Here is a 21,132-nt window from a genome sequence, read left to right as displayed (position 1 = left end):
ATGAACGACATCTTATGGAATTTCATAGCCTTTATCATTGCATTAGGAATTTTAGTTGCCGTGCATGAGTTTGGACATTTCTGGGTGGCTAGACGCTGTGGGGTAAAAGTTGAGAAATTCTCCATTGGGTTTGGTAAATCAATCTGGAAACGCACCGCTAGCGATGGCACTGAATACAGCATTTCGATGATCCCACTCGGTGGTTACGTCAAAATGCTCGATGGTCGTGTCGATGATGTCCCCGCCGAGCAACAGTCTATGGCATTTGATAAGCAGTCGTTGTGGAAACGCTCTGCAATTGTCAGTGCGGGTCCCCTCTTCAATTTTCTGTTTGCGATTTTTGCCTATTGGCTGATGTTTATGATCGGCGTTCCTGCGGTTAAACCTGTAATTGGGGAAGTGACGCCTTATTCGATTGCCGCTCAAGCAGGATTAACATCGGGCATGGAAATCAAGGCAGTTTCGGGAGTGCATACCCCTGACTGGGAGTCGGTTAACATGGGCTTGATTGGCCATATTGGAGATGACAGCCTTACCTTGACGGTTTCTTCCTCAGAAGGTGTTGGACTCGACGAAATTAAAACAATAAATCTGCGTGATTGGAACTTTGATCCAGAAACTGAGTCTGCTATGAGGGCGTTGGGTTTTAAACCTTTCACGCCAGCCATTTCGAATCAATTAGCGAACGTAACTGCACAAGGTGCAGGTGAACGTTCTGGGCTACAAGTTGGCGATACAGTGCTGCAAATCAATCAGCAGGTGATCGATGATTGGCGGCAGGTGGTGAATGCCATTCAAAGTCATCCGAATACGCCTATCACAGTATTGGTTGAGCGAGCTGGACAAAAAGTTGAAATCGAATTGACACCGGATAGTCGTGAGCTTTCGCAAGGAAAAGTGATCGGTTTTGCTGGAATCGCACCAAAAGTCGCAGAATGGCCGCAAAGCTATCGATTTGAAATGCAATTTGGTGTATTTGAGTCGCTGAGCAAAGCCGTGGAAAAAAGTGCTCAGGTGATTGATCTGACGGTTAGCATGTTAAAGAAACTGCTAGTCGGCGATGTGGGCCTGAATAATCTCAGTGGGCCTATTTCGATTGCCAAAGGTGCTGGTGCGACAGCAGATTATGGGTTCGTTTACTTTTTGGGCTTTTTAGCTCTGATAAGTATCAACTTAGGCATTATCAATTTAGTACCGCTACCGATGCTCGATGGCGGTCATCTACTGTTTTTTATGATTGAAGCGGTAATTCGTCGCCCTGTACCGGAAAAAGTACAGGAAATGGGTTACCGGATTGGTGGAGCCATTATTTTCTCTTTAATGGCCGTGGCAATCTTTAACGATTTTACTCGCCTGTGATTGATAAACATTAGGCAAGAGTTGCAGTAAGGAAGAACTCAAAACAATATGGCGATGAAACAGATTCTGCTCGCGACATTGCTCGCTACTAGTGTGTCAGCGAATGGTGCCGAAAAATTCGTAGTACAGGATATTCAAATTCAAGGTCTGCAACGGGTAGCGTTAGGTGCTGCATTGTTGAAAATGCCTGTGCGTGTTGGGGATAGTGTTGATTCACAAGATGTGGCCAACATTATCAAGGCGCTTTATGCCTCTGGTAATTTTGAGGATGTCAAAGTACTACGTAATGGTAATGCTTTGGTCGTTCAAGTCAGTGAGCGTCCTACCATTGCGAGTGTGTCATTTTCTGGCAACAAGGCAATTAAAGAAGAGCAGCTTAAACAGAGTATCGAAGCGTCCAATATTCGTGTTGGCGAGGCTCTCGACCGTACCACATTAAGCAATATTGAAAAAAGCCTTGAAGATTTCTACTACAGCGTGGGCAAATATAACGCAACCGTAAAAGCTGTTGTGACTCCATTGCCACGTAATCGTGCTGACCTGAAGTTTGTTTTTACCGAAGGGGTCTCAGCCAAAATTCAACAAATCAACTTTATCGGCAACCAAGTATTTAGCGATGAAGAGCTACTCTCACGTTTTAATCTGAATGTGGACGTCGCTTGGTGGAACTTCTTAGCTGACGATAAGTATCAAAAACAAGTCTTGGCTGGTGATATTGAAGGCCTGCGTTCTTATTATTTGGACCGTGGGTATCTGAAATTCCAAGTTGATAGCACCCAAGTGGCGATTTCACCTGATAAAAAGGGCGTCTATATCACTCTCAATCTTAATGAGGGTGAGTCCTACACGGTGAGCCAAGTGCAATTTCGAGGCGAGCTGTTAGGCAAAGAGAATGAGTTTAAAGCACTGATCCCATTTGAGATTGGTGAGGCGTATAACGGCTCAGCTGTGACGCGCATGGAAGAGAGTATCAAGAAAATTCTTGGGGAAGCAGGTTATGCTTACCCGCAAGTTCGCACTCTTCCTGAGTTTGACGATGAAAAGCAGCAAGTTTCTTTAGTTGTTCATGTGGAAGCTGGAAATCGCATTTATGTGCGCGACATTCGCTTTGTGGGCAACAACAGTACGCGAGATGAAGTGCTGCGTCGTGAAATGCGTCAGATGGAAGGCAGTTGGCTTAACTCTAAAGACATCGATACAGGGAAGACTCGCCTTAATCGTCTAGGCTTTTTTGAAACGGTGGAAGTGCAGACAGTTCGTGTTCCTGGCAGTGAAGATCAAGTGGACCTAGTCTACAGCGTGAAAGAGGCCAATTCGGGTAGTGTCAACTTTGGTATCGGGTACGGTACTGAGTCAGGGGTGAGTTTCCAAGTCGGTTTACAAGAAGAAAACTTTTTGGGTAGTGGTAACCGAGTCGGCGTTAACGCCATGATGAACGATTACCAGAAAAACCTAACCTTAGAATATCGTGACCCATATTGGAATCTTGACGGTGTCAGCCTTGGTGGCAAGGTTTTCTACAACCAGTTTGAAGCATCTGAAGCAGGTATTGTTGACTACACCAATGAAAGTTACGGTACTAGCCTAACTTGGGGTTTCCCATTCGATGAATTAAACCGCTTTGAGTTTGGTGTTGGTTATACTCATAACAAACTTGGAAATTTGACACCTTATTTACAAGTAGAGAACTTTCTGACTGCGCAAGCGAGTAATATCGACTCGGAAGGAAATTTATTGACTAATGATTTCGATATCAACTTGTCATGGACCAGAAATAATCTGAACAACAGCTATTTCCCAACATCGGGCAACCATCAGCGTGCTTACTTTAAATTTACTACTCCGGGATCTGATGCGGAGTATTTTAAGTTGCAATATGATGTACGCCAGTATTTCCCGCTGACCAAGAAGCATGAGTTTACCTTGCTGCTACGTGGTCGTTTAGGCTACGGTAACGGCTACGGACAAACCGATGGAAAAGATAATCTGTTCCCATTTTATGAGAACTTCTATGCGGGTGGCTTTACCACATTGCGCGGATTTGGGTCAAACTCTGCAGGCCCTAAAGCGGTGTATCGTGACTACTCGGGTTCAAACAACGGTACCGATACCGTCACCGATGATTCTGTTGGCGGTAACGCGATCGCGTTGGCTAGCGTCGAATTGATTGTTCCAACACCATTTGCTTCAGATGAGGTGCGTGGCCAAATTCGAACCAGTATTTTCTATGATATGGCCAGCGTTTGGGATACTGAATTTGATTATCGTTCTAGTGGTGCTGAGTATGGCAACCAGTATTACTACGATTATTCAGATCCAACCAATTATCGCTCATCCTACGGCGTTGCACTGCAGTGGGTATCCCCAATGGGACCTTTGGTATTCTCATTGGCTAAACCAATTAAAATTTATGAAGGTGATGACGAAGAGTTTTTCACTTTCACTATCGGAAAAACCTTCTAGGAGAGGAACATATTTTGAAAAACATGATTAAAGCAGCTGGCTTTGGCCTGATTATACTAAGTTCATCTTTAGTCGCTAATGCTGCTGAAGCTGCGCAGAAAATTGGTTATATCAATACTGCGAAAGTGTTCCAAGCTTTGCCACAGCGTGAAGTTGTTTTGCAAAAAATGCAAGAAGAGTTCAAAGATAAAGCGGCTGAGCTGCAAGCGATTCAAGCTGATGCAAAAACCAAGATTGAAAAGCTAAAGCGTGATGGTGAGCTGATGAGCCAAGATGAAGTGGAAAAGCTTCGCATTGAAATCGGTCAGTTGGACAGCAAATACAAAATTAAAGCCCAGGCTCTAGAGCAAGCGTCCGCACGTCGTGAAGCAGAAGAGAAGCAAAAGTTACTTAAAGTTATTCAAGATGCAGTGACGAAAGTGGCTGAGAAAGAAGGTTACGATATTGTGATTGATTCTAGTGCAATGCAATACGGTAAATCTGAGCACAATCTATCTGAGAAAGTTATCAAAGCCATTAAATAATCGAAAATTATGACCACATTAACTTTAGCCGAACTGGCCACCATCACCGGAGGGGAGTTACACGGTGATCCAACCGCACTAGTCAGTGCGGTTGCGCCTATGGATAAGGCACAGCTTGGAAATGTGACATTTTTGTCCAATCCCAAATACAGTAAGCACTTAAGTGCGTGCAAAGCGACAGTCATCATGGTTAAAGCCAGTGAGCGTGAACTCTGCCCGGGTAATGTTCTGGTTGTCGCCGACCCTTATGTGGCTTTTGCCAAAGTGACACAGGCGTTAGATTCCACTCCTGCTCCAGCGTACGGTATCGCGTTGAGCGCGGTGATTGCTGAAGATGCGAAGTTAGGTAACAACGTTTCGATTGGTGCCAATGCAGTGATTGAATCAGGCGTACAGCTTGGTGATAACGTGGTTGTTGGTGCGGGTTGTTTTATTGGTAAGCAGGCGTGTTTGGGTGACAACACTAAACTTTGGGCCAATGTTACTATCTATCATAAGGTAGAAATTGGTTCTGACTGCTTAATTCAATCGGGTACTGTGATTGGTTCTGACGGTTTTGGTTACGCCAATGAACGTGGCGAATGGATCAAAATTCCTCAGTTGGGTTCCGTTCGTATTGGTGATCGTGTAGAGATCGGTGCTTGTACTACCATCGACCGCGGTGCGCTTGATGACACTGTGATTGAAGATAATGTGATCATCGATAACCAAATGCAAATCGCGCATAACGTGCACATCGGATATGGTAGTGCCTTAGCGGGTGGTACCATTATCGCCGGCAGCACTCGTATCGGTAAATATTGCATCATTGGTGGTGCAAGTGTGCTTAACGGCCATATCGAGATTGCTGATGGTGTGACCATCACAGGTATGGGCATGGTGATGCGTAGCATTGAGGAGAAGGGGATGTACTCTTCTGGTATTCCTCTGCAAACCAATAAAGAGTGGCGCAAAACGGCTGCTCGAGTACACCGCATTGAAGATATGCATAAGCGACTGAAAGCTCTAGAAAAGCAACTTGAGCAATCAGATGCCGAGCAGCCTGATAACTCACAAGCGTAATTGGCTGACACCAAAGGCTCGCATCTTGCGAGTCTTTTCGCTGTTGGGTATCCCTTATTTATTTTTACACGAACAGGATGATGACTTTGACTACTGATAAGAAAACGATGAACATCACTGAAATTCAATCGCTTCTTCCGCACCGCTATCCATTTTTGCTGATCGATCGCGTGACCGATTATGAAGAAGGTAAATATCTGATTGGTTTGAAAAATGTTTCAGTGAACGAGCCTCAGTTTACCGGTCATTTTCCACAACTGCCGGTTTTCCCCGGCGTATTGATTTTAGAAGCTATGGCGCAAGCTACTGGCTTATTGGCGTTTAAAACCTTTGGTGCGCCAAAAGAAAATGAATTGTACTACTTCGCAAGCATTGATGAAGCGAAGTTCCGTAAGCCTGTTACCCCTGGCGATCAGCTGATGATTGAAGTTGAATTTCTGAAAGAACGCCGTGGTATTGCGCTGTTTAACGGTGTTGCCAAAGTGGATGGTGATGTCGTTTGCTCTGCTCAACTCAAATGCGCACGTCGAGAGTTTTAAAATGATTCACGAATCAGCACAAATTCACCCTACTTCGGTGGTGGAAGAAGGTGCCATTATTGGCGCTAACGTAAAAATTGGTCCTTTTTGCTATGTCGACAGCAAGGTTGAGATCGGAGAAGGCACCGAGCTTATGTCGCACGTTGTCGTTAAAGGTCCAACTAAAATCGGTTCTTTTAACCGTATTTTCCAGTTTGCTTCAATTGGTGAACAGTGTCAGGACCTGAAATACGCCGGTGAAGATACTCAGCTCATCATTGGTGATCGCAATACGATTCGCGAAAGCGTCACCATGCACCGCGGTACGGTGCAAGATAAAGGCATCACTATCGTGGGTAGCGACAACCTATTTATGATCAATGCTCACGTTGCACATGACTGTGTGATTGGCGATCGCTGTATTTTTGCCAATAACGCCACGTTGGCGGGCCACGTCAAAGTGGGCAACCAAGCGATTGTCGGCGGCATGTCTGCTATCCATCAGTTCTGCCATATTGGTGACCATTGTATGCTGGGTGGTGGCTCCATCGTGGTACAAGATGTGCCACCGTATGTCATGGCGCAAGGTAACCACTGTGCACCTTTCGGTATTAACGTGGAAGGCTTAAAGCGTCGTGGCTTTGAAAAGGCAGAAATCCATGCGATTCGCCGTGCGTACAAATCGCTGTACCGCAATGGCTTGACGCTAGAAGCCGCAAAAGCCGAAATTGCTCAAGAAGCAGAACAGTTCCCAAGTGTGAAAGTGTTCCTCGATTTTCTTGAGAAATCCGAGCGCGGCATTATCCGCTGAACGGTTGGTGCTCATTCACTTACTTAGTGCAGTGAATTGACGGATAAATTGAAAGATCGCTGCGACTCTCAGCGATCTTTTGCATTTTTAGTCTCTGCTGACTTGCAGTCCAGAGAAGAGTCTCTTTCAACGGTGGAGAAATAGGGTGAACAGACCATTACGGATTGGCATCGTGGTAGGCGAACTTTCAGGTGATACCTTAGGTGAAGGTTTCATTAAGGCGGTGCGTACACGTTACCCCGATGCGGAATTTGTCGGTATCGGTGGACCGAAGATGATCGAGCTTGGCTGTGAGTCTCTGTTTGATATGGAAGAGCTTGCCGTCATGGGGCTGGTCGAAGTGCTTGGGCGTTTACCGCGTTTGTTGAAAGTGAAAGCCGAACTGGTCAAATATTTCACAGCCAATCCGCCAGATGTATTTGTTGGCATTGATGCCCCTGATTTTAACTTGCGCCTTGAGCTAAGCCTTAAACAAGCTGGGATCAAAACCGTACATTATGTCAGCCCATCGGTCTGGGCATGGCGACAAAATCGTATTCATGGCATTGCGGCAGCTACTAATCTGGTGTTGGCTTTTTTGCCGTTTGAGAAAGTGTTTTACGACAAATTCAATGTACCTTGTGAGTTTATCGGTCACACCTTAGCGGACTCCATTCCGTTAGAGTCAGATAAGTTGGCCGCTCGCCAGTTACTTGGCTTAGATGAGCAACGCCGCTGGTTAGCGGTATTGCCTGGTAGCCGTGGTGGCGAAATGAAAATGCTTGCGGAACCGTTTATCGCGACTTGCCAAAAGTTGCAGGCACGCTATCCAGAGTTGGGCTTTGTCGTTGCGTTGGTGAATGCTAAACGCCGTGCACAATTTGAAGAAGTATGGAAGCAAGTTGCGCCAGAACTCAACTTTGTGTTGGTGGATGATACCGCGCGCAACGTGATTACCGCATCCGATGCAGTCATGCTGGCTTCTGGAACCGTTGCACTGGAATGTATGTTGATTAAGCGGCCCATGGTGGTTGGTTATCGAGTGAATGCCTTTACCGCGTTTCTGGCTAAACGTCTGCTGAAAACGCCTTATGTCTCTTTACCGAATATTTTGGCCGGTGAAGAGTTGGTGAAAGAGCTGCTGCAAGATGATTGTACGGTCGACAATCTTTACCATGAGGTGAGCCGTTTGCTTGATAGTGATAATCAAGATTTAATGAGTAAATTCACCGAAATGCATCAATGGATCCGTAAAAATGCGGATCAGCAAGCGGCGCAAGCTGTACTGCATTTGATTCAGAAACAAAATTAAAAAGATTGAGAAAACAACATGGCGAAGAAACCAAGCATTGAGTTGCCTGCATTTGAGATTCCGGCTGGTTATGCCTTGATTGCGGGAGTGGATGAAGTTGGCCGAGGTCCTCTTGTTGGGGATGTGGTTACTGCGGCGGTTATCCTTGACCCTAATCGGCCGATTGTGGGCTTGAATGACTCCAAAAAGCTCAGTGAGAAAAAACGTTTAGCGTTGTTTCCTGAGATTCAAGAAAAAGCCTTAGCTTGGTCGGTCGGTCGCTGTTCTCCACAAGAGATCGATGAACTGAACATCTTCCAAGCGACCATGGTTGCGATGCAGCGCGCGGTGGCGGGATTGGCTGTGCAGCCAGATTTGGTGTTGGTGGATGGTAATAAAGTCCCCAAACTGCCGATGGAGGCACAAGCCGTAGTCAAAGGCGATCTGCGCGTGGCGCAAATCAGCGCAGCTTCGATTATTGCCAAAGTGATCCGCGATCACGAGATGGAAGAGTTGGATAAACAATACCCTCAATTTGGTTTTGCCAAACACAAAGGTTACCCAACCGCTGTGCATTTCGCCGCCATCGAGCAGCATGGCGTGATTGAGCAACATCGTAAAAGCTTTGGCCCAGTAAAACGCGCACTCGGTTTAGAATAAGCTACTGAAAGCCAACGCAGATTAACGTATCCCCTTCCTACTTGAAGCTGCAGCGGTGTTGGCCACGTTCGTTCACCCCAATCACATAGTTTATCTATGCTCATGGGGATTCACTCTCTTGCCGCCTACCTGCAACTCCAAGTAGTTTTGGTATAGAATAGAGCGCAATTGCGTTTCCTAAGATTTGGATATTCCTTGCATGTCAGACCCAAAGTTCATCCACTTACGTGTTCACAGTGATTTCTCCATGGTGGATGGTTTGTCCAAAGTACCGCCATTGGTGAAAAAAGTGGCGGCAATGGGCATGCCAGCAATGGCGTTGACCGATTTTACTAACTTGTGTGGCTTGGTTAAGTTTTACAGCACCGCGCACAACTGCGGAGTTAAACCAATCATCGGTGCCGATTTTACTTTGCAATCGGAAGAGTTTGGTGACGAACTGACCAAGCTGACCGTCCTTGCCAAAAATAACATCGGTTATAAAAACCTCACCTTATTGATTTCAAAAGCGTATCTGCGTGGTCATGTCCAACATCAACCTGTACTTGATAAAGCTTGGTTGATGGAGCATGCCGAAGGCTTGATTGTGCTTTCGGGGGGTAAGAGTGGCGAAATTGGGCGAGCTTTGCTGAAAGGCAACCAACAACAAGTTGAGAAGTGCCTTGAGTTTTACCAGACCCACTTTGCCGACCACTTCTATTTAGAATTAGTGCGCACTGGGCGTGCCGATGAAGAGAGCTACTTACACTTTGCGCTTGAGCTGGCTGAGCAATATGAGCTGCCAGTGGTCGCAACCAATGAAGTGGTGTTTATTACCGAAGAATCGTTCGAAGCGCATGAAATCCGAGTGGCGATTCATGATGGTTACACGCTCGAAGATCCGCGTCGCCCGAAAAATTACAGCCCTAAGCAGTACTTACGCAGCGAAGCGGAAATGTGCGAGCTGTTTGCGGATATTCCCGAAGCACTGGAAAACAGCGTGGAGATTGCCAAGCGTTGTAACGTAACGGTGCGCTTAGGCGAATATTTCCTGCCTAATTTCCCAACCGAAGGGATGGCGATCGAAGACTTCCTAGTCATGAAATCCCGTGAAGGTCTGGAAGAGCGGCTCGAATTCCTTTTCCCTAATCCAGAAGTCCGTGCACAGCGCCGCCCAGAATATGATGAGCGACTGCAAATCGAGCTCGATGTAATCAACCAGATGGGTTTCCCTGGTTACTTCTTGATCGTGATGGAGTTTATCCAGTGGTCAAAAGATAACGATATTCCGGTAGGACCGGGGCGGGGTTCGGGTGCCGGTTCGTTAGTGGCGTATGCACTGAAAATCACCGATCTTGATCCGCTCGAATACGATCTGCTGTTCGAACGTTTCTTAAACCCAGAGCGGGTATCCATGCCCGACTTTGACGTCGATTTCTGTATGGATAAGCGTGACCAAGTGATTGATCACGTTGCGGAAATGTATGGTCGTGATGCGGTATCACAAATCATTACCTTCGGTACCATGGCGGCGAAAGCGGTCATTCGAGATGTGGGTCGAGTGCTTGGTCATCCGTTCGGTTTTGTCGATCGCATTTCAAAATTAGTCCCACCCGATCCGGGTATGACACTCGAAAAAGCGTTTATTGCCGAGCCGGCATTGCAAGAGCTGTATGACGCTGATGAAGAAGTCAAAGAGCTGATCGACAAGTGCCGAATTCTGGAAGGCTGTACCCGTAACGCCGGTAAACACGCTGGAGGCGTTGTAATTTCGCCCACGGCGATTACCGATTTTGCGCCGATTTACTGTGATGCGGAAGGTAACTTCCCCGTTACCCAGTTCGATAAGAACGATGTAGAAACCGCCGGCTTAGTCAAGTTCGACTTCTTGGGGCTGCGTACTCTAACCATCATTGACTGGGCGTTGGGGCTGGTTAACCCGCGCTTGAAAAAAGCAGGCAAACCACCGGTACGGATTGAAGCGATCCCGCTCGATGATGCGCGCTCATTCCGTAACCTGCAAGATGCCAAAACCACCGCGGTATTCCAGCTCGAATCGCGCGGTATGAAAGAGCTGATTAAGCGACTGCAACCTGACTGTTTTGAAGACATCATCGCTCTGGTGGCGTTGTTCCGTCCGGGGCCGTTGCAATCTGGCATGGTGGATAACTTTATCGACCGTAAGCATGGCCGAGAAGCCATCTCTTATCCGGATGAAAAATGGCAACATGAGTCACTTAAAGAGATTCTAGAGCCAACGTACGGCATCATCCTCTATCAAGAACAGGTGATGCAGATTGCGCAGGTGCTGTCGGGTTATACCTTGGGTGGGGCAGATATGTTGCGCCGTGCAATGGGTAAGAAAAAACCGGAAGAGATGGCCAAACAGCGCGCCGTGTTCCAAGAAGGGGCTGAAAATAACGGCGTCGATGGTGAGTTGGCGATGAAAATCTTCGATCTGGTGGAAAAGTTCGCCGGATACGGATTTAACAAATCGCATTCTGCTGCCTATGCTCTGGTGTCTTACCAAACCCTATGGTTGAAAACCCACTATCCTGCTGAGTTCATGGCCGCGGTAATGACCGCGGATATGGACAACACCGAAAAAGTGGTTGGCTTGGTGGATGAGTGTAAGAACATGGGATTGACCGTGTTGCCACCGGATATCAACTCCGGCTTGTATCGCTTTAACGTGGATGACAACGGTGCGATTGTTTACGGCATCGGTGCTATCAAAGGCGTGGGGGAAGGTCCAATTGAGGCCATTCTTGAAGCACGTAACAAAGACGGTTATTTCAAAGATTTGTTTGATTTCTGTGCGCGAATTGATCTGAAAAAGGTCAACAAGCGCGTGATTGAAAAACTGATTTTGGCTGGTGCTCTTGATCGGCTAGGGCCACACCGTGCTGCCATGATGGCATCAGTGGATGATGCAGTGCGCGCGGCAAGCCAACATCATCAGGCTGAAGCATTTGGCCAAGCGGATATGTTTGGCGTACTCACCGATGCGCCAGAAGAAGTCGAGCAGAAATACACGCAAGTACCTGAGTGGCCGGAAAAAGTACGCTTGGAAGGGGAGCGCGAGACGCTTGGGCTGTATCTCACCGGCCATCCGGTTGATGAATACCTGAAAGAGCTCACCAAATACACCAGTTGCCGTTTGAATGAAGCTGCGCCAACACGGCGTGATCAATCATTAACCGTTGCCGGATTAGTGATTGCCGCACGAGTCATGACCACCAAACGCGGTACAAGGATTGGCTTGATGACACTGGATGACCGTTCGGGGCGTATGGAAGTGATGCTCTACTCAGAAGCACTTGATCGGTATGCAGAATGGTTAGAAAAAGATAAAATTCTGGTGGTTTCCGGACAGGTCAGCTTTGATGACTTCAATGGCGGACTTAAAATGTCGGCGCGCGAGGTCATGGACTTGGGCAGCGCGCGTGAAAAATTTGCCCGCGGTTTATCGATCTCGATTTTACAGTCGCAGATTGATCAACAATTTTTTGAGCGTTTTAGTCACATACTTGAACCTCACCGCGCAGGAACCGTACCTGTCAATGTATACTACCAGCGCCCTGATGCGCGAGCGCGCCTGACGTTAGGCACAGAGTGGCGAGTCACGCCAAGCGATACATTGTTAGACGAATTAAAGCAGCTACTTGGTAACGATCAGGTAGAACTCGAATTTAACTAAAATTCAGCCAGTGCGCACTGAGGGTGGCATGGCTGAGTCACAAAGGATCGATAGATGAGCCTCAATTTTCTTGATTTTGAAAAACCGATTGTCGAACTGGAAACGAAAATTCAGGCGCTGCGTGATATGTCTCGTCACAGCACAAGCGCATCCGTAGATCTGGATAAAGAGCTAGAACAGCTTGAGAAGAAAAGCCTTGAGCTGAAAAAGAAAATTTTCAGTGACTTAGGTGCATGGCAAGTGGCGCAATTGGCGCGTCATCCGCAGCGTCCTTACACGCTGGATTACCTCAATCACATCTTTACTGAGTTTGATGAACTGGCCGGTGATCGTGCTTACGCTGACGACAAAGCGATTGTGGGCGGTATTGCACGTCTTGATGGCCGTGCGGTCATGGTGATTGGTCACCAGAAAGGTCGTGAAACTCGTGAAAAAGTGAAACGTAACTTCGGGATGCCAAAGCCTGAAGGCTACCGTAAGGCTCTGCGTTTGATGCAGATGGCAGAACGTTTCAACATGCCAATCATCACCTTTATCGACACTGCGGGTGCATATCCAGGGGTAGGTGCGGAAGAACGCGGTCAGTCGGAAGCGATCGCTAAAAACCTCAAAGTGATGTCAGGCCTGAAAGTACCCGTGATTTGTAACGTAGTGGGTGAAGGCGGTTCTGGCGGCGCACTGGCAATTGGCGTGGGTGACTACGTGAACATGCTGCAATACTCAACTTACTCAGTGATTTCACCAGAAGGTTGTGCGTCTATTCTGTGGCGTGATTCTGACAAAGCACCACAAGCGGCAGAAGCAATGGGCTTGATTGCACCTCGTCTGAAAGAGCTAGAACTGATTGATGAAATCGTTGAAGAACCTCTAGGCGGTGCACATCGTAACCACAAACAAACGGCAGAAAACCTGAAAGCGACTCTGCTGCGCCAGTTAGCGGATCTAGACACGCTTGACCATGAAAACTTACTTGAGCGTCGCTATCAGCGTCTGATGAACTACGGCTACTGTTAATCATTGGACTAGCGATAGTTTGATTGCTGAGTATGGGCAATCACTCATCAACAAACGAAAAGGGTTGGCTTAGGCCAGCCCTTTTGCTTTCTGAGCCCAAGGGGTAAACTTGAGGCACTTTTTCACACTGTGTTGAGCTTATGAGCGATCTTTATCCCCATTTCGTGCAGCAATTAGCGCGTTACCCCTTTCGTAAATTAGTGCTGGCGTTAAGCGGTGGAGTGGATTCGCGAGTTTTACTCTCGTTGTTAGCTCGTGGGCGTGATGAGTTTGGTTGGGATGCAGAAGCGGTTCATGTACACCATGGACTGAGTTCGAATGCGGATCAATGGGTGCAGGATTGCCAAACTTGGTGCCAAGCAGCCAACATTTCATGCCATATTGAGCGCGTACAGTTGGCGGTCGGCAGTGGTGAAAGCATTGAAAAAATGGCGCGTGAAGCGCGTTATCAAGCACTATCTCAGTATGTGGATTCAGACACTCTTCTACTGCTTGGCCAGCATGCAGACGATCAACTCGAAACCTTTTTGCTCGCGTTAAAACGTGGTAGTGGCCCTAAAGGTTTGTCGGCAATGGCTGCCTACACGCCTTTTGCCCAAGGCCATTTAGCTCGTCCATTATTGACCGTTTCTCGCCAAGATATCGAAGCGTATGCCATGCAGAAGAAGCTGAGTTGGGTCACGGACGAAAGTAATTTTGATACTCGCTACGAGCGCAATTTTCTGCGTCATCACATTACGCCCATTCTTACAGAACGTTGGCTGAGCATTCGCCAAGCGGTACAACGCAGTGCCGAGTTGTGCGCTGAACAGGAAGTGCTATTGCAAGAGCTGCTGGCCGATGCTTTAAAAAGGGCGATTACTCAGGATGGTGGATTATCGATCTCCACACTTGCTGAGAGTAGTGAGGCTTCGCGGCGACAACTGATCCGAGCTTGGTTTGCGCATCACCGGCTGCCAATGCCTAGTCGCCAACACACTGATCAGCTATGGCATGAAGTTGCCTTAGCGAGCGAGGATGCTAACCCCAAACTCCGACTGAATCAGATCGAAGTCCGTCGTTTTCGGCAGCAATTGCATCTAGTACAGCCTGAGATTGATCTCTCTGGGTGGCATTGCACTATTGTCCCAGAGCAGCTTTTGTCATTACCGCAAGGCTTAGGCTGCTTAAAATTAGCGATGCACTCTTCAGGAAATATAAAACTTCCGGATGACCCTAGCCAACTCTGGGTAAGTTTTGAGCCTCAAGGGTTGGTGGCTTGTCCAGTTGGTCGTAGTGGATCGCGTAAGTTGAAAAAGCTTTTTCAAGAGTACGGTATCCCGAGTTGGCAGCGGCGGCAAACCCCAATTCTCATGTACCAAGATCGGGTGGTCTGTGTTGCGGATTTATTCGTGGATCGTGATTTCAGTGGTCAAGATTGTGAGTTGGTTTGGTTCAAATCTTCCGATTCTGTGCCAAAATAAATTCATAACCACACATAATCTATAGGGATAATTACATGGGGAAAGCAATGAATAAAATGGTCATGGCCTTGGTTTTGGGCGCGAGTATGGTGTCTGGTTCTGCATTGGCGGGTGATGCAGCAGCAGGGCAAGCGAAAGCCGCAGTATGCGCAGCTTGTCACGGTATGGACGGGATTGCGGTGATTCCTGGTTATCCGAACCTGAAAGGCCAGAATGAGCAATACATCATGACGGCGATTAAAGCGTATAAAAATAAAGAACGTAACGGTGGCCTCGCAGTAGTAATGCAAGCACAAGCCATGATGCTCAGTGATGATGATATTGCCAACTTAGCAGCCTATTTCTCTGGCTTGAAATAATGGTGGGGCCATTACGGCAAATATCCCAGATTTGATAATGAAAAATCCGTGGTGGCAATACTGCGGATTTTTTATATCTAAGCTCTCCTATGGTACGGATAATGGTTTTGATTCCTTGATTAGAAGATGGTGAATAAGCGTGAAACCCACTCCTTTTTGTGGCACAGCATACAAGTTAAATATTCATGTTATTTATGAATGAAACCAATGTGATGATGAGCGTTCTTAATTGCGGGGAAATTATCCCTGACTAAAACCGAATCTGCTACTGAGGAGCTTGCATGAATTTTAAACGAAACGATTTAAGTGAATTTTTAGGTAAGAGTTTTATCTATACTTATGATCAGGGGTGGCGTTATGAATTGTATGTTAAAAATGCCACAACCATTGATTATCGAGTGCATTCAGGAATTGTTGGAGGCCGCTGGGTAAAGGATCAGCAGGTGTCTATATCAAGGGTTGCTCAATCTGTGTATCGAATCTCTTGGGCTGAGCCTACAGGAACAAGTGTGGCTCTAACCCTTAATCTGCACGATTATTTGGTACATGGAGCAATCTATTTCCCTCGTTGGATTGTGAATGAGCCTGAAAAAATTGCCTGCTATCAAAATGACCATTTACCACTAATGGAAGCTTATCGCGATGCTGGGCCCATTTATCCCACGCACGTGATAGATAGTTTTGCAACTTTGATGTATATGCGTGACTGTGGTCAGAATAATGAGCAGGTCATTAGTTGCCCACCGACTGAACTTCCCGACAATTATCCTTTCTGTTTACCAGATAAAAATTTGTTGCCCGATCTGAGTCAGTAGCAACGTCAGCTGCAAAACGAAATTCCACGGTAGCTTTGGTTGATTGTTGTTAACGGGTGACAGATAATGCCTAGCACTGACAGTCGTTTAAGGGATGAACATGAAAAAAATTGAAGCCATTATCAAGCCATTTAAACTCGATGATGTCCGTGAGGCTTTGGCCGAAGTTGGAATTACTGGTATGACAGTCTCTGAGGTCAAAGGATTTGGCCGTCAGAAAGGCCATACGGAGCTGTACCGTGGTGCTGAGTATATGGTCGACTTCTTGCCGAAAGTGAAGCTAGAAATTGTCGTGACCGATGATGTTGCTGATCGTTGTGTCGATACTATTATTGAAACTGCCCAAACCGGAAAAATTGGTGATGGAAAGATCTTTATCACCAGTGTGGAACGTGTCGTGCGTATTCGTACTGGCGAAGAGGATGAGGATGCAATCTAAGCATTCGTCACTCGTTTTATCATAGGAACAATAAGGAGCAATCGCTCCTTATTGTCTTTTAAGGAGAAGCCCGATGAAAAAACGCTACTGGATTGCACCATTACTGCTTTCGGCAGTCGGAGCTACCGCATTTTTCTCCATTTTTACTATTCCAACTCAGCCTGAACTCGTGACGATTGGCCACAACCAGCAGGGAGAGCCTCTACTCTGCTATCAAAATACTTCCGCTCAAACATTAGATAATGATGGCGAGCTTAATCTTTTGGTTTGGAACATCTACAAACAAAACCGCCCAAACTGGCAGTCAGACCTCACGCAGATCAGTGGTTCTCAGCAGTTATTGCTGTTGCAAGAAGCTAATATGAATGAGCCATTCAAACAATGGATAAACCAGTTAGGTTGGGATGGTACGCAAGCTCGAGCTTTTGAGGCCTTTGGAGAGGCAGCTGGAGTGATCAATCTAGCCAAAGTGATGCCAACAATAGCCTGTGCTTACACTCAATTAGAACCTTGGTTGCGATTGCCCAAATCTGCTATTTATGCGCGTTATCGGCTCAGTAATCAGCAAGAGTTAGCTGTGGTGAATCTACATGCGGTAAACTTCACTTACGGTACACAAGAGTACCAAGAGCAACTGACTGCATTACTTGAAGAGCTACAGAGCTTTGCTGGGCCAGTGATAGTGGCTGGTGATTTTAACAGTTGGAGCACAGAACGGATGGCATTACTGAGTAACTCACTTTCAGTTATCGGTTTGCAGCCTGTAACATTTGAACCAGATAATCGCACGACTTTTATCAATGGGTTAGCATTGGATCACGTGTTTTATCGTGGGCTAAAGCTCAAAAAAGCAGAAGCGCCTCAATCGGACGCTTCTGATCATAATCCACTGTTAGTGCACTTTCAGTTGCTAGAGTGAGTTGAATTCATTCTGGCAGCTAGAAGCTAAGCACTGAATTTGGTTACATCAACATACAATTTAAGCTGCTGACCTGGTTTGAGATATTTGCGGCTATTTAATTTATTCCACTTGACGATATCTGTCGTTTTGACTTTGAACTTATTCGCAATACTGCTTATTGAGTCACCAGAACGAACCTTATAATTCACTGTACGGATCACGCCACTAGGGTTGGGTTTGGCATCTTTCCAAATCACCAGCTTTTGCCCTTTACGCAGTGGATCTTTTGGGGCCATGCCATTCCATTTCGCTAACGATTGGTAAGAGACGTTGTATTGCTTGGCAATCGTCCATAGGCTCTCACCTGAATTGACCGTATGCATCGTTTGGTACTGTCCGCGCGGTACAGACTGCGTTTTCGCAAGGCGATTACTTACACTCAGAGCATAAGCTTTCTCATCTTTCACCGAGGTTGGAACGAACAGATAACTGCCAATGCGAATTTGATTGCTCGCGATCTGGTTAGCTTCTTTGATCACTTTCGCGGTGGTGTTGTACTTATCGGCAATCGTGCTCAAAGTATCGCCAGACTTCACCTTATAACGAACGACCTTGATACCTTTACCACGGTTTTCTTCCATCGCTAGGTTAAAGCGTTCGACTTTTTCAACTGGAATGAGCAGTTGATGTGGGCCATTTGGAGCTGTTGCCCACTGATTGTAAGCGGGGTTAAAACTTTGTAGTTCCTTAACTGTCAGCCCAGCGTATTGCGCGGCAATCGCAAGATCCAATTGCTCTTTCGGATCGACCTTAGCTAATACTTGGCGGTTTTCGATAGCAGGGATTGAGATGCCGTATTTTTCTTGGTTGGCAATCACATCCGCCAGTGCTAAGAGCTTCGGTACATAGCTACTGGTTTCCTTCGGCAAATCTAACGAGAAGAAATCGATGGGTTTACCCGCTTTTTTATTGGCTTTGATGGCTCGAGCAACCCGACCTTCACCGCTGTTATAAGCCGCAATGGCATGATACCAATCACCATCGAAGTGTTTGCTCAATACCGTTAGGTAATCCAGTGCGGCATCAGTTGCTGCGTCCACATCTCGGCGACCGTCATACCAGAAATTTTGTTTGAGGCCATAACGTTTGCCTGTGGCAGAAATAAATTGCCATAAACCAGCGGCACTGCCGTGGGAGTATGCAAAGGGGTCAAAAGAACTTTCAACGATTGGCAACAGAACCAGTTCCATTGGTAGACCGCGTTGCTCGACTTTTTCGGTGAGCAGATACAAAAAGGGTTCTGCTCGCGTTGCGATGGCTTGTAGGTGACCGGGGTTTTTTATAAACCACTCGCGGTAAGTATCAACGCTTGGATCCTTTGGTATTCCGAGGCGTAACTGCATAGCAATGCGTTGCCAGACATCATCTTGTTCTTGTGGTGTCAGAGCAACGTCTTCTTCCTCCACACTCTCTGCCGTTTCAGATGGGAGAATGGCCGTTGTGTGTGGTTTACGCTTCTTTTTAACCTTAACAGATTGAGTTGGCGGGTTTACCGCTTGGTCATCTGATGTGGTGGTATCCACAGGTTGGGGGGCTTGACAGCCGACAAGCAGCAATGCCAAGACCCAACTGAATTTAACTCGCATGTAACACAGCCTTTATTCTTCATGGCTGCTGATAATACTTGCCACGTTGTCTTGATGACAAGCGACAAAAGTCAAAATTCATTCTTCCATTCACGTAATGCAGTAAATATTGTGAGCGGATCCTGCGTTGACACTTGGTTAGCGACAGAGCGGATTACACTCGGTTCTTGGGTGCGCAGGAATGGATTTATCCACTTTTCTCGACCTAACGTGGTCGGTAATGTTGGCTGATTCTGAGCGCGTAAACGACTCACTTCATCGCGATAAATATGCAGCTGCTCATTCTCTGGCTCCACTGCCAAAGCGAAAGCGACATTTGCGGCGGTGTATTCATGAGCGCTGTAAACGAGGGTCTCTTGCGGTAAAGTGAGCAGTTTATTTAGGGATGAAAACATCTGCTCCATTGTGCCTTCAAATACGCGTCCACAGCCAGCGGAGAATAAGACATCCCCACAAAACAGCTTACCATCTCCTACATAACCTATATGTCCGAGTGTGTGTCCTGATAAGCCTAAAACCAGAAAGCGTTCATCAAACAGCTCGATTTGGTCGCCATCTTCCACCGGATGAGTGAGGGTAGGGATTGGCTCTTGTGCTGGGCCTACAACATGGATTTCGGGGAACTGATGCACAAGTTCAGCAACACCTCCAATATGATCGTGATGATGATGAGTAATTAAGATGGCCTTCAGGTTCAAATCATGCTGTTTGAGATAGGCGAGAACAGGTTCGGCAGTGCCCGGATCGACAACTGCACAATCGCGATCGCTATTTTGGAGCAGCCAGATGTAATTGTCGTTAAATGCGGGTATGCTTTTGATCTGTAACATGAGTTGTCTCCGGTTACCTTGATGAAGCGGGTGAGCAATGAAACCAGCACGCAGCGATAAAACGCTTGAAAATCCACACGCATGGTCGCAACTAAAAAATGGCCAATGGGTGAGTGAATCTATCCAGACCCGTTTAGATGAATGGTGCCCTAAATTATTTGGTTACCACATGTTAAAGCTCGGCGGTCTGAGTTGTGAGCTTGCCAGTTGTACCTGCAATATTCAACACCAAGTGCATCTTGATATAGAAAATCCGCTGCATACTGTCATTGCTGATAAGTATGAACTCCCGTTTTTGGAAAAGAGTATTGATGTGGCGATCTTGGCGCATCAGCTTGATTATAGTAATGACCCACACCGTTTATTGCGTGAGGTTGACCGTGTATTGATCGATGATGGTTATGTGATTATCACCGGTTTTAATCCAATCAGTTTTATTGGTTTAGCCAGCCTGATGCCTTGGCGCAAAAATAATTTGCCGTGGAGTGGGCGTATGTATACCCCAAATCGCATCAAAGACTGGCTGAGTGTTCTCAACTATCAAGTGATTGAATGTGATCAGTATGCGCTGTTCCCTATGCAGAAGTACCGCCCTTTCTGGACATGGTTAGAAAATGGGATCGGGGAGACGAGTTCGGTGTTGGGTAGTCTTTATTTTATTGTGGCTCGAAAGAGAACTTGCCCACTTAAACCTATTCGCTCAAAGTGGCGTTTGAAGCGCAGACTATCGCCTGTTGGGGTTAATTATCGAGTGAATAGCAAACCGCAGTCGTGAGACTGCGGTATGTCTGAGTGAGTCTGGGCTTTAGTGCAGAGCTATTTGGCTTCTGGTTGATAGCCAGTATCGTCTTCGGTTGGATTCTCTGCGGCAGAACGAGCAAGTTCGTCACACATTTCATTTTCACGATGGCCAGCATGGCCTTTAACCCAGCGCCATTCTACTTGATGACGCGCGGTTTCACGGTCTAGAGCTTGCCATAGATCGGCATTTTTAACGGGCTTTTTATCGGCGGTTTTCCAACCACGCAGTTTCCAGTTGTGTATCCATTGCGTGATCCCTTGACGTACATATTGGCTGTCGGTGGTAAGAATCACTTGGCAGGGTTCTTTTAGCGCTTGCAGAGCCACTACAGCAGCGAGCATTTCCATCCGATTATTGGTGGTGAGGCGATAGCCGCGAGCGAGTGTCTTTTCAACTTGTTTATAACGCATTACTACGCCATAACCACCGGGACCTGGGTTGCCGAGACAAGATCCATCAGTGAAAATTTCCACCTGTTTGTTCATGATTTGATACTATTGGGTCACGCAAAGAATTG

At 46.7% G+C, this 21,132-nt stretch carries 19 protein-coding genes; 16 read left to right on the top strand and 3 right to left on the bottom strand.

The annotated features are described in order from the left end of the window. From rseP to VOA_RS02285, 15 genes are all read left to right on the top strand, one after another. Positions 1-1,359, top strand: a complete 1,359-nt coding sequence (gene rseP / locus VOA_RS02220) for a sigma E protease regulator RseP (RefSeq protein ID WP_000997906.1) — start codon at positions 1-3, stop codon at positions 1,357-1,359. 48 nt (positions 1,360-1,407) lie between these two features. Further along, positions 1,408-3,822 carry an outer membrane protein assembly factor BamA gene (gene bamA, locus VOA_RS02225; protein WP_001240973.1) on the top strand — a complete coding sequence of 805 codons (2,415 nt, stop codon included), beginning with the start codon at positions 1,408-1,410 and terminating at the stop codon, positions 3,820-3,822. 14 nt (positions 3,823-3,836) lie between these two features. After that, the gene (locus VOA_RS02230) at positions 3,837-4,346 is read left to right on the top strand and encodes an OmpH family outer membrane protein (protein WP_009356157.1); all 510 of its coding nucleotides are present in this window, start codon (positions 3,837-3,839) and stop codon (positions 4,344-4,346) included. A 9-nt stretch (positions 4,347-4,355) separates the two neighbouring features. Beyond that, on the top strand, positions 4,356-5,408 hold the full coding sequence (lpxD, locus tag VOA_RS02235) for a UDP-3-O-(3-hydroxymyristoyl)glucosamine N-acyltransferase (RefSeq protein WP_000210029.1): 1,053 nt from the start codon (positions 4,356-4,358) through the stop codon (positions 5,406-5,408). 107 nt (positions 5,409-5,515) lie between these two features. Further along, a complete protein-coding gene (fabZ, locus tag VOA_RS02240; protein WP_001027757.1) occupies positions 5,516-5,947 on the top strand; it encodes a 3-hydroxyacyl-ACP dehydratase FabZ in 432 nt (143 codons plus the stop codon). Between the two features lies 1 nt (position 5,948). Next, entirely contained in the window at positions 5,949-6,737 is a 789-nt protein-coding gene (gene lpxA / locus VOA_RS02245; protein WP_000581097.1) for an acyl-ACP--UDP-N-acetylglucosamine O-acyltransferase, read from the top strand. Between the two features lie 145 nt (positions 6,738-6,882). Next, positions 6,883-8,028 carry a lipid-A-disaccharide synthase gene (gene lpxB, locus VOA_RS02250; protein ID WP_009356156.1) on the top strand — a complete coding sequence of 382 codons (1,146 nt, stop codon included), beginning with the start codon at positions 6,883-6,885 and terminating at the stop codon, positions 8,026-8,028. An 18-nt stretch (positions 8,029-8,046) separates the two neighbouring features. Continuing rightward, positions 8,047-8,667, top strand: a complete 621-nt coding sequence (rnhB, locus tag VOA_RS02255) for a ribonuclease HII (RefSeq protein ID WP_001085472.1) — start codon at positions 8,047-8,049, stop codon at positions 8,665-8,667. Positions 8,668-8,866: 199 nt separating this feature from the next. Further along, positions 8,867-12,346: a DNA polymerase III subunit alpha gene (dnaE, locus tag VOA_RS02260; protein WP_009356155.1), complete on the top strand. Its 3,480-nt coding sequence runs from the start codon at positions 8,867-8,869 to the stop codon at positions 12,344-12,346. 54 nt (positions 12,347-12,400) lie between these two features. Then, the gene (gene accA / locus VOA_RS02265; protein WP_000055725.1) at positions 12,401-13,360 is read left to right on the top strand and encodes an acetyl-CoA carboxylase carboxyl transferase subunit alpha; all 960 of its coding nucleotides are present in this window, start codon (positions 12,401-12,403) and stop codon (positions 13,358-13,360) included. A gap of 140 nt (positions 13,361-13,500) precedes the next feature. Continuing rightward, positions 13,501-14,823 carry a tRNA lysidine(34) synthetase TilS gene (tilS, locus tag VOA_RS02270; protein WP_001281831.1) on the top strand — a complete coding sequence of 441 codons (1,323 nt, stop codon included), beginning with the start codon at positions 13,501-13,503 and terminating at the stop codon, positions 14,821-14,823. A 35-nt stretch (positions 14,824-14,858) separates the two neighbouring features. Next, the gene (locus tag VOA_RS02275) at positions 14,859-15,182 is read left to right on the top strand and encodes a c-type cytochrome (RefSeq protein ID WP_000513617.1); all 324 of its coding nucleotides are present in this window, start codon (positions 14,859-14,861) and stop codon (positions 15,180-15,182) included. Between the two features lie 281 nt (positions 15,183-15,463). Then, a complete protein-coding gene (locus VOA_RS0118690) occupies positions 15,464-15,997 on the top strand; it encodes a phenolic acid decarboxylase (RefSeq protein WP_001009789.1) in 534 nt (177 codons plus the stop codon). A 100-nt stretch (positions 15,998-16,097) separates the two neighbouring features. After that, on the top strand, positions 16,098-16,436 hold the full coding sequence (glnB, locus tag VOA_RS02280) for a nitrogen regulatory protein P-II (RefSeq protein ID WP_000717796.1): 339 nt from the start codon (positions 16,098-16,100) through the stop codon (positions 16,434-16,436). A 73-nt stretch (positions 16,437-16,509) separates the two neighbouring features. Next, complete coding sequence (locus VOA_RS02285; RefSeq protein WP_000747824.1) at positions 16,510-17,355, top strand: endonuclease/exonuclease/phosphatase family protein; 846 nt, start codon at positions 16,510-16,512, stop codon at positions 17,353-17,355. A gap of 26 nt (positions 17,356-17,381) precedes the next feature. On the opposite strand, the gene VOA_RS02290 is transcribed toward VOA_RS02285, so the two are convergent. Next, positions 17,382-18,983 carry a LysM peptidoglycan-binding domain-containing protein gene (locus VOA_RS02290; protein WP_001264062.1) on the bottom strand — a complete coding sequence of 534 codons (1,602 nt, stop codon included), beginning with the start codon at positions 18,981-18,983 and terminating at the stop codon, positions 17,382-17,384. Between the two features lie 71 nt (positions 18,984-19,054). Beyond that, complete coding sequence (gene gloB / locus VOA_RS02295) at positions 19,055-19,813, bottom strand: hydroxyacylglutathione hydrolase (protein WP_000939295.1); 759 nt, start codon at positions 19,811-19,813, stop codon at positions 19,055-19,057. A gap of 37 nt (positions 19,814-19,850) precedes the next feature. Here gloB and VOA_RS02300 point away from each other — a divergent pair, with 37 nt between their 5' ends. Further along, complete coding sequence (locus VOA_RS02300) at positions 19,851-20,588, top strand: methyltransferase domain-containing protein (RefSeq protein WP_000801264.1); 738 nt, start codon at positions 19,851-19,853, stop codon at positions 20,586-20,588. Positions 20,589-20,629: 41 nt separating this feature from the next. On the opposite strand, the gene rnhA is transcribed toward VOA_RS02300, so the two are convergent. Then, a complete protein-coding gene (rnhA, locus tag VOA_RS02305; RefSeq protein ID WP_001041878.1) occupies positions 20,630-21,100 on the bottom strand; it encodes a ribonuclease HI in 471 nt (156 codons plus the stop codon). Between the last annotated feature and the right edge of the window lie 32 nt (positions 21,101-21,132).

Origin of the sequence: Vibrio sp. RC586 (assembly GCF_000176715.1) — a bacterium.
Lineage (GTDB): Bacteria > Pseudomonadota > Gammaproteobacteria > Enterobacterales > Vibrionaceae > Vibrio.
This window is presented reverse-complemented; position numbering and strand designations above follow the sequence as displayed.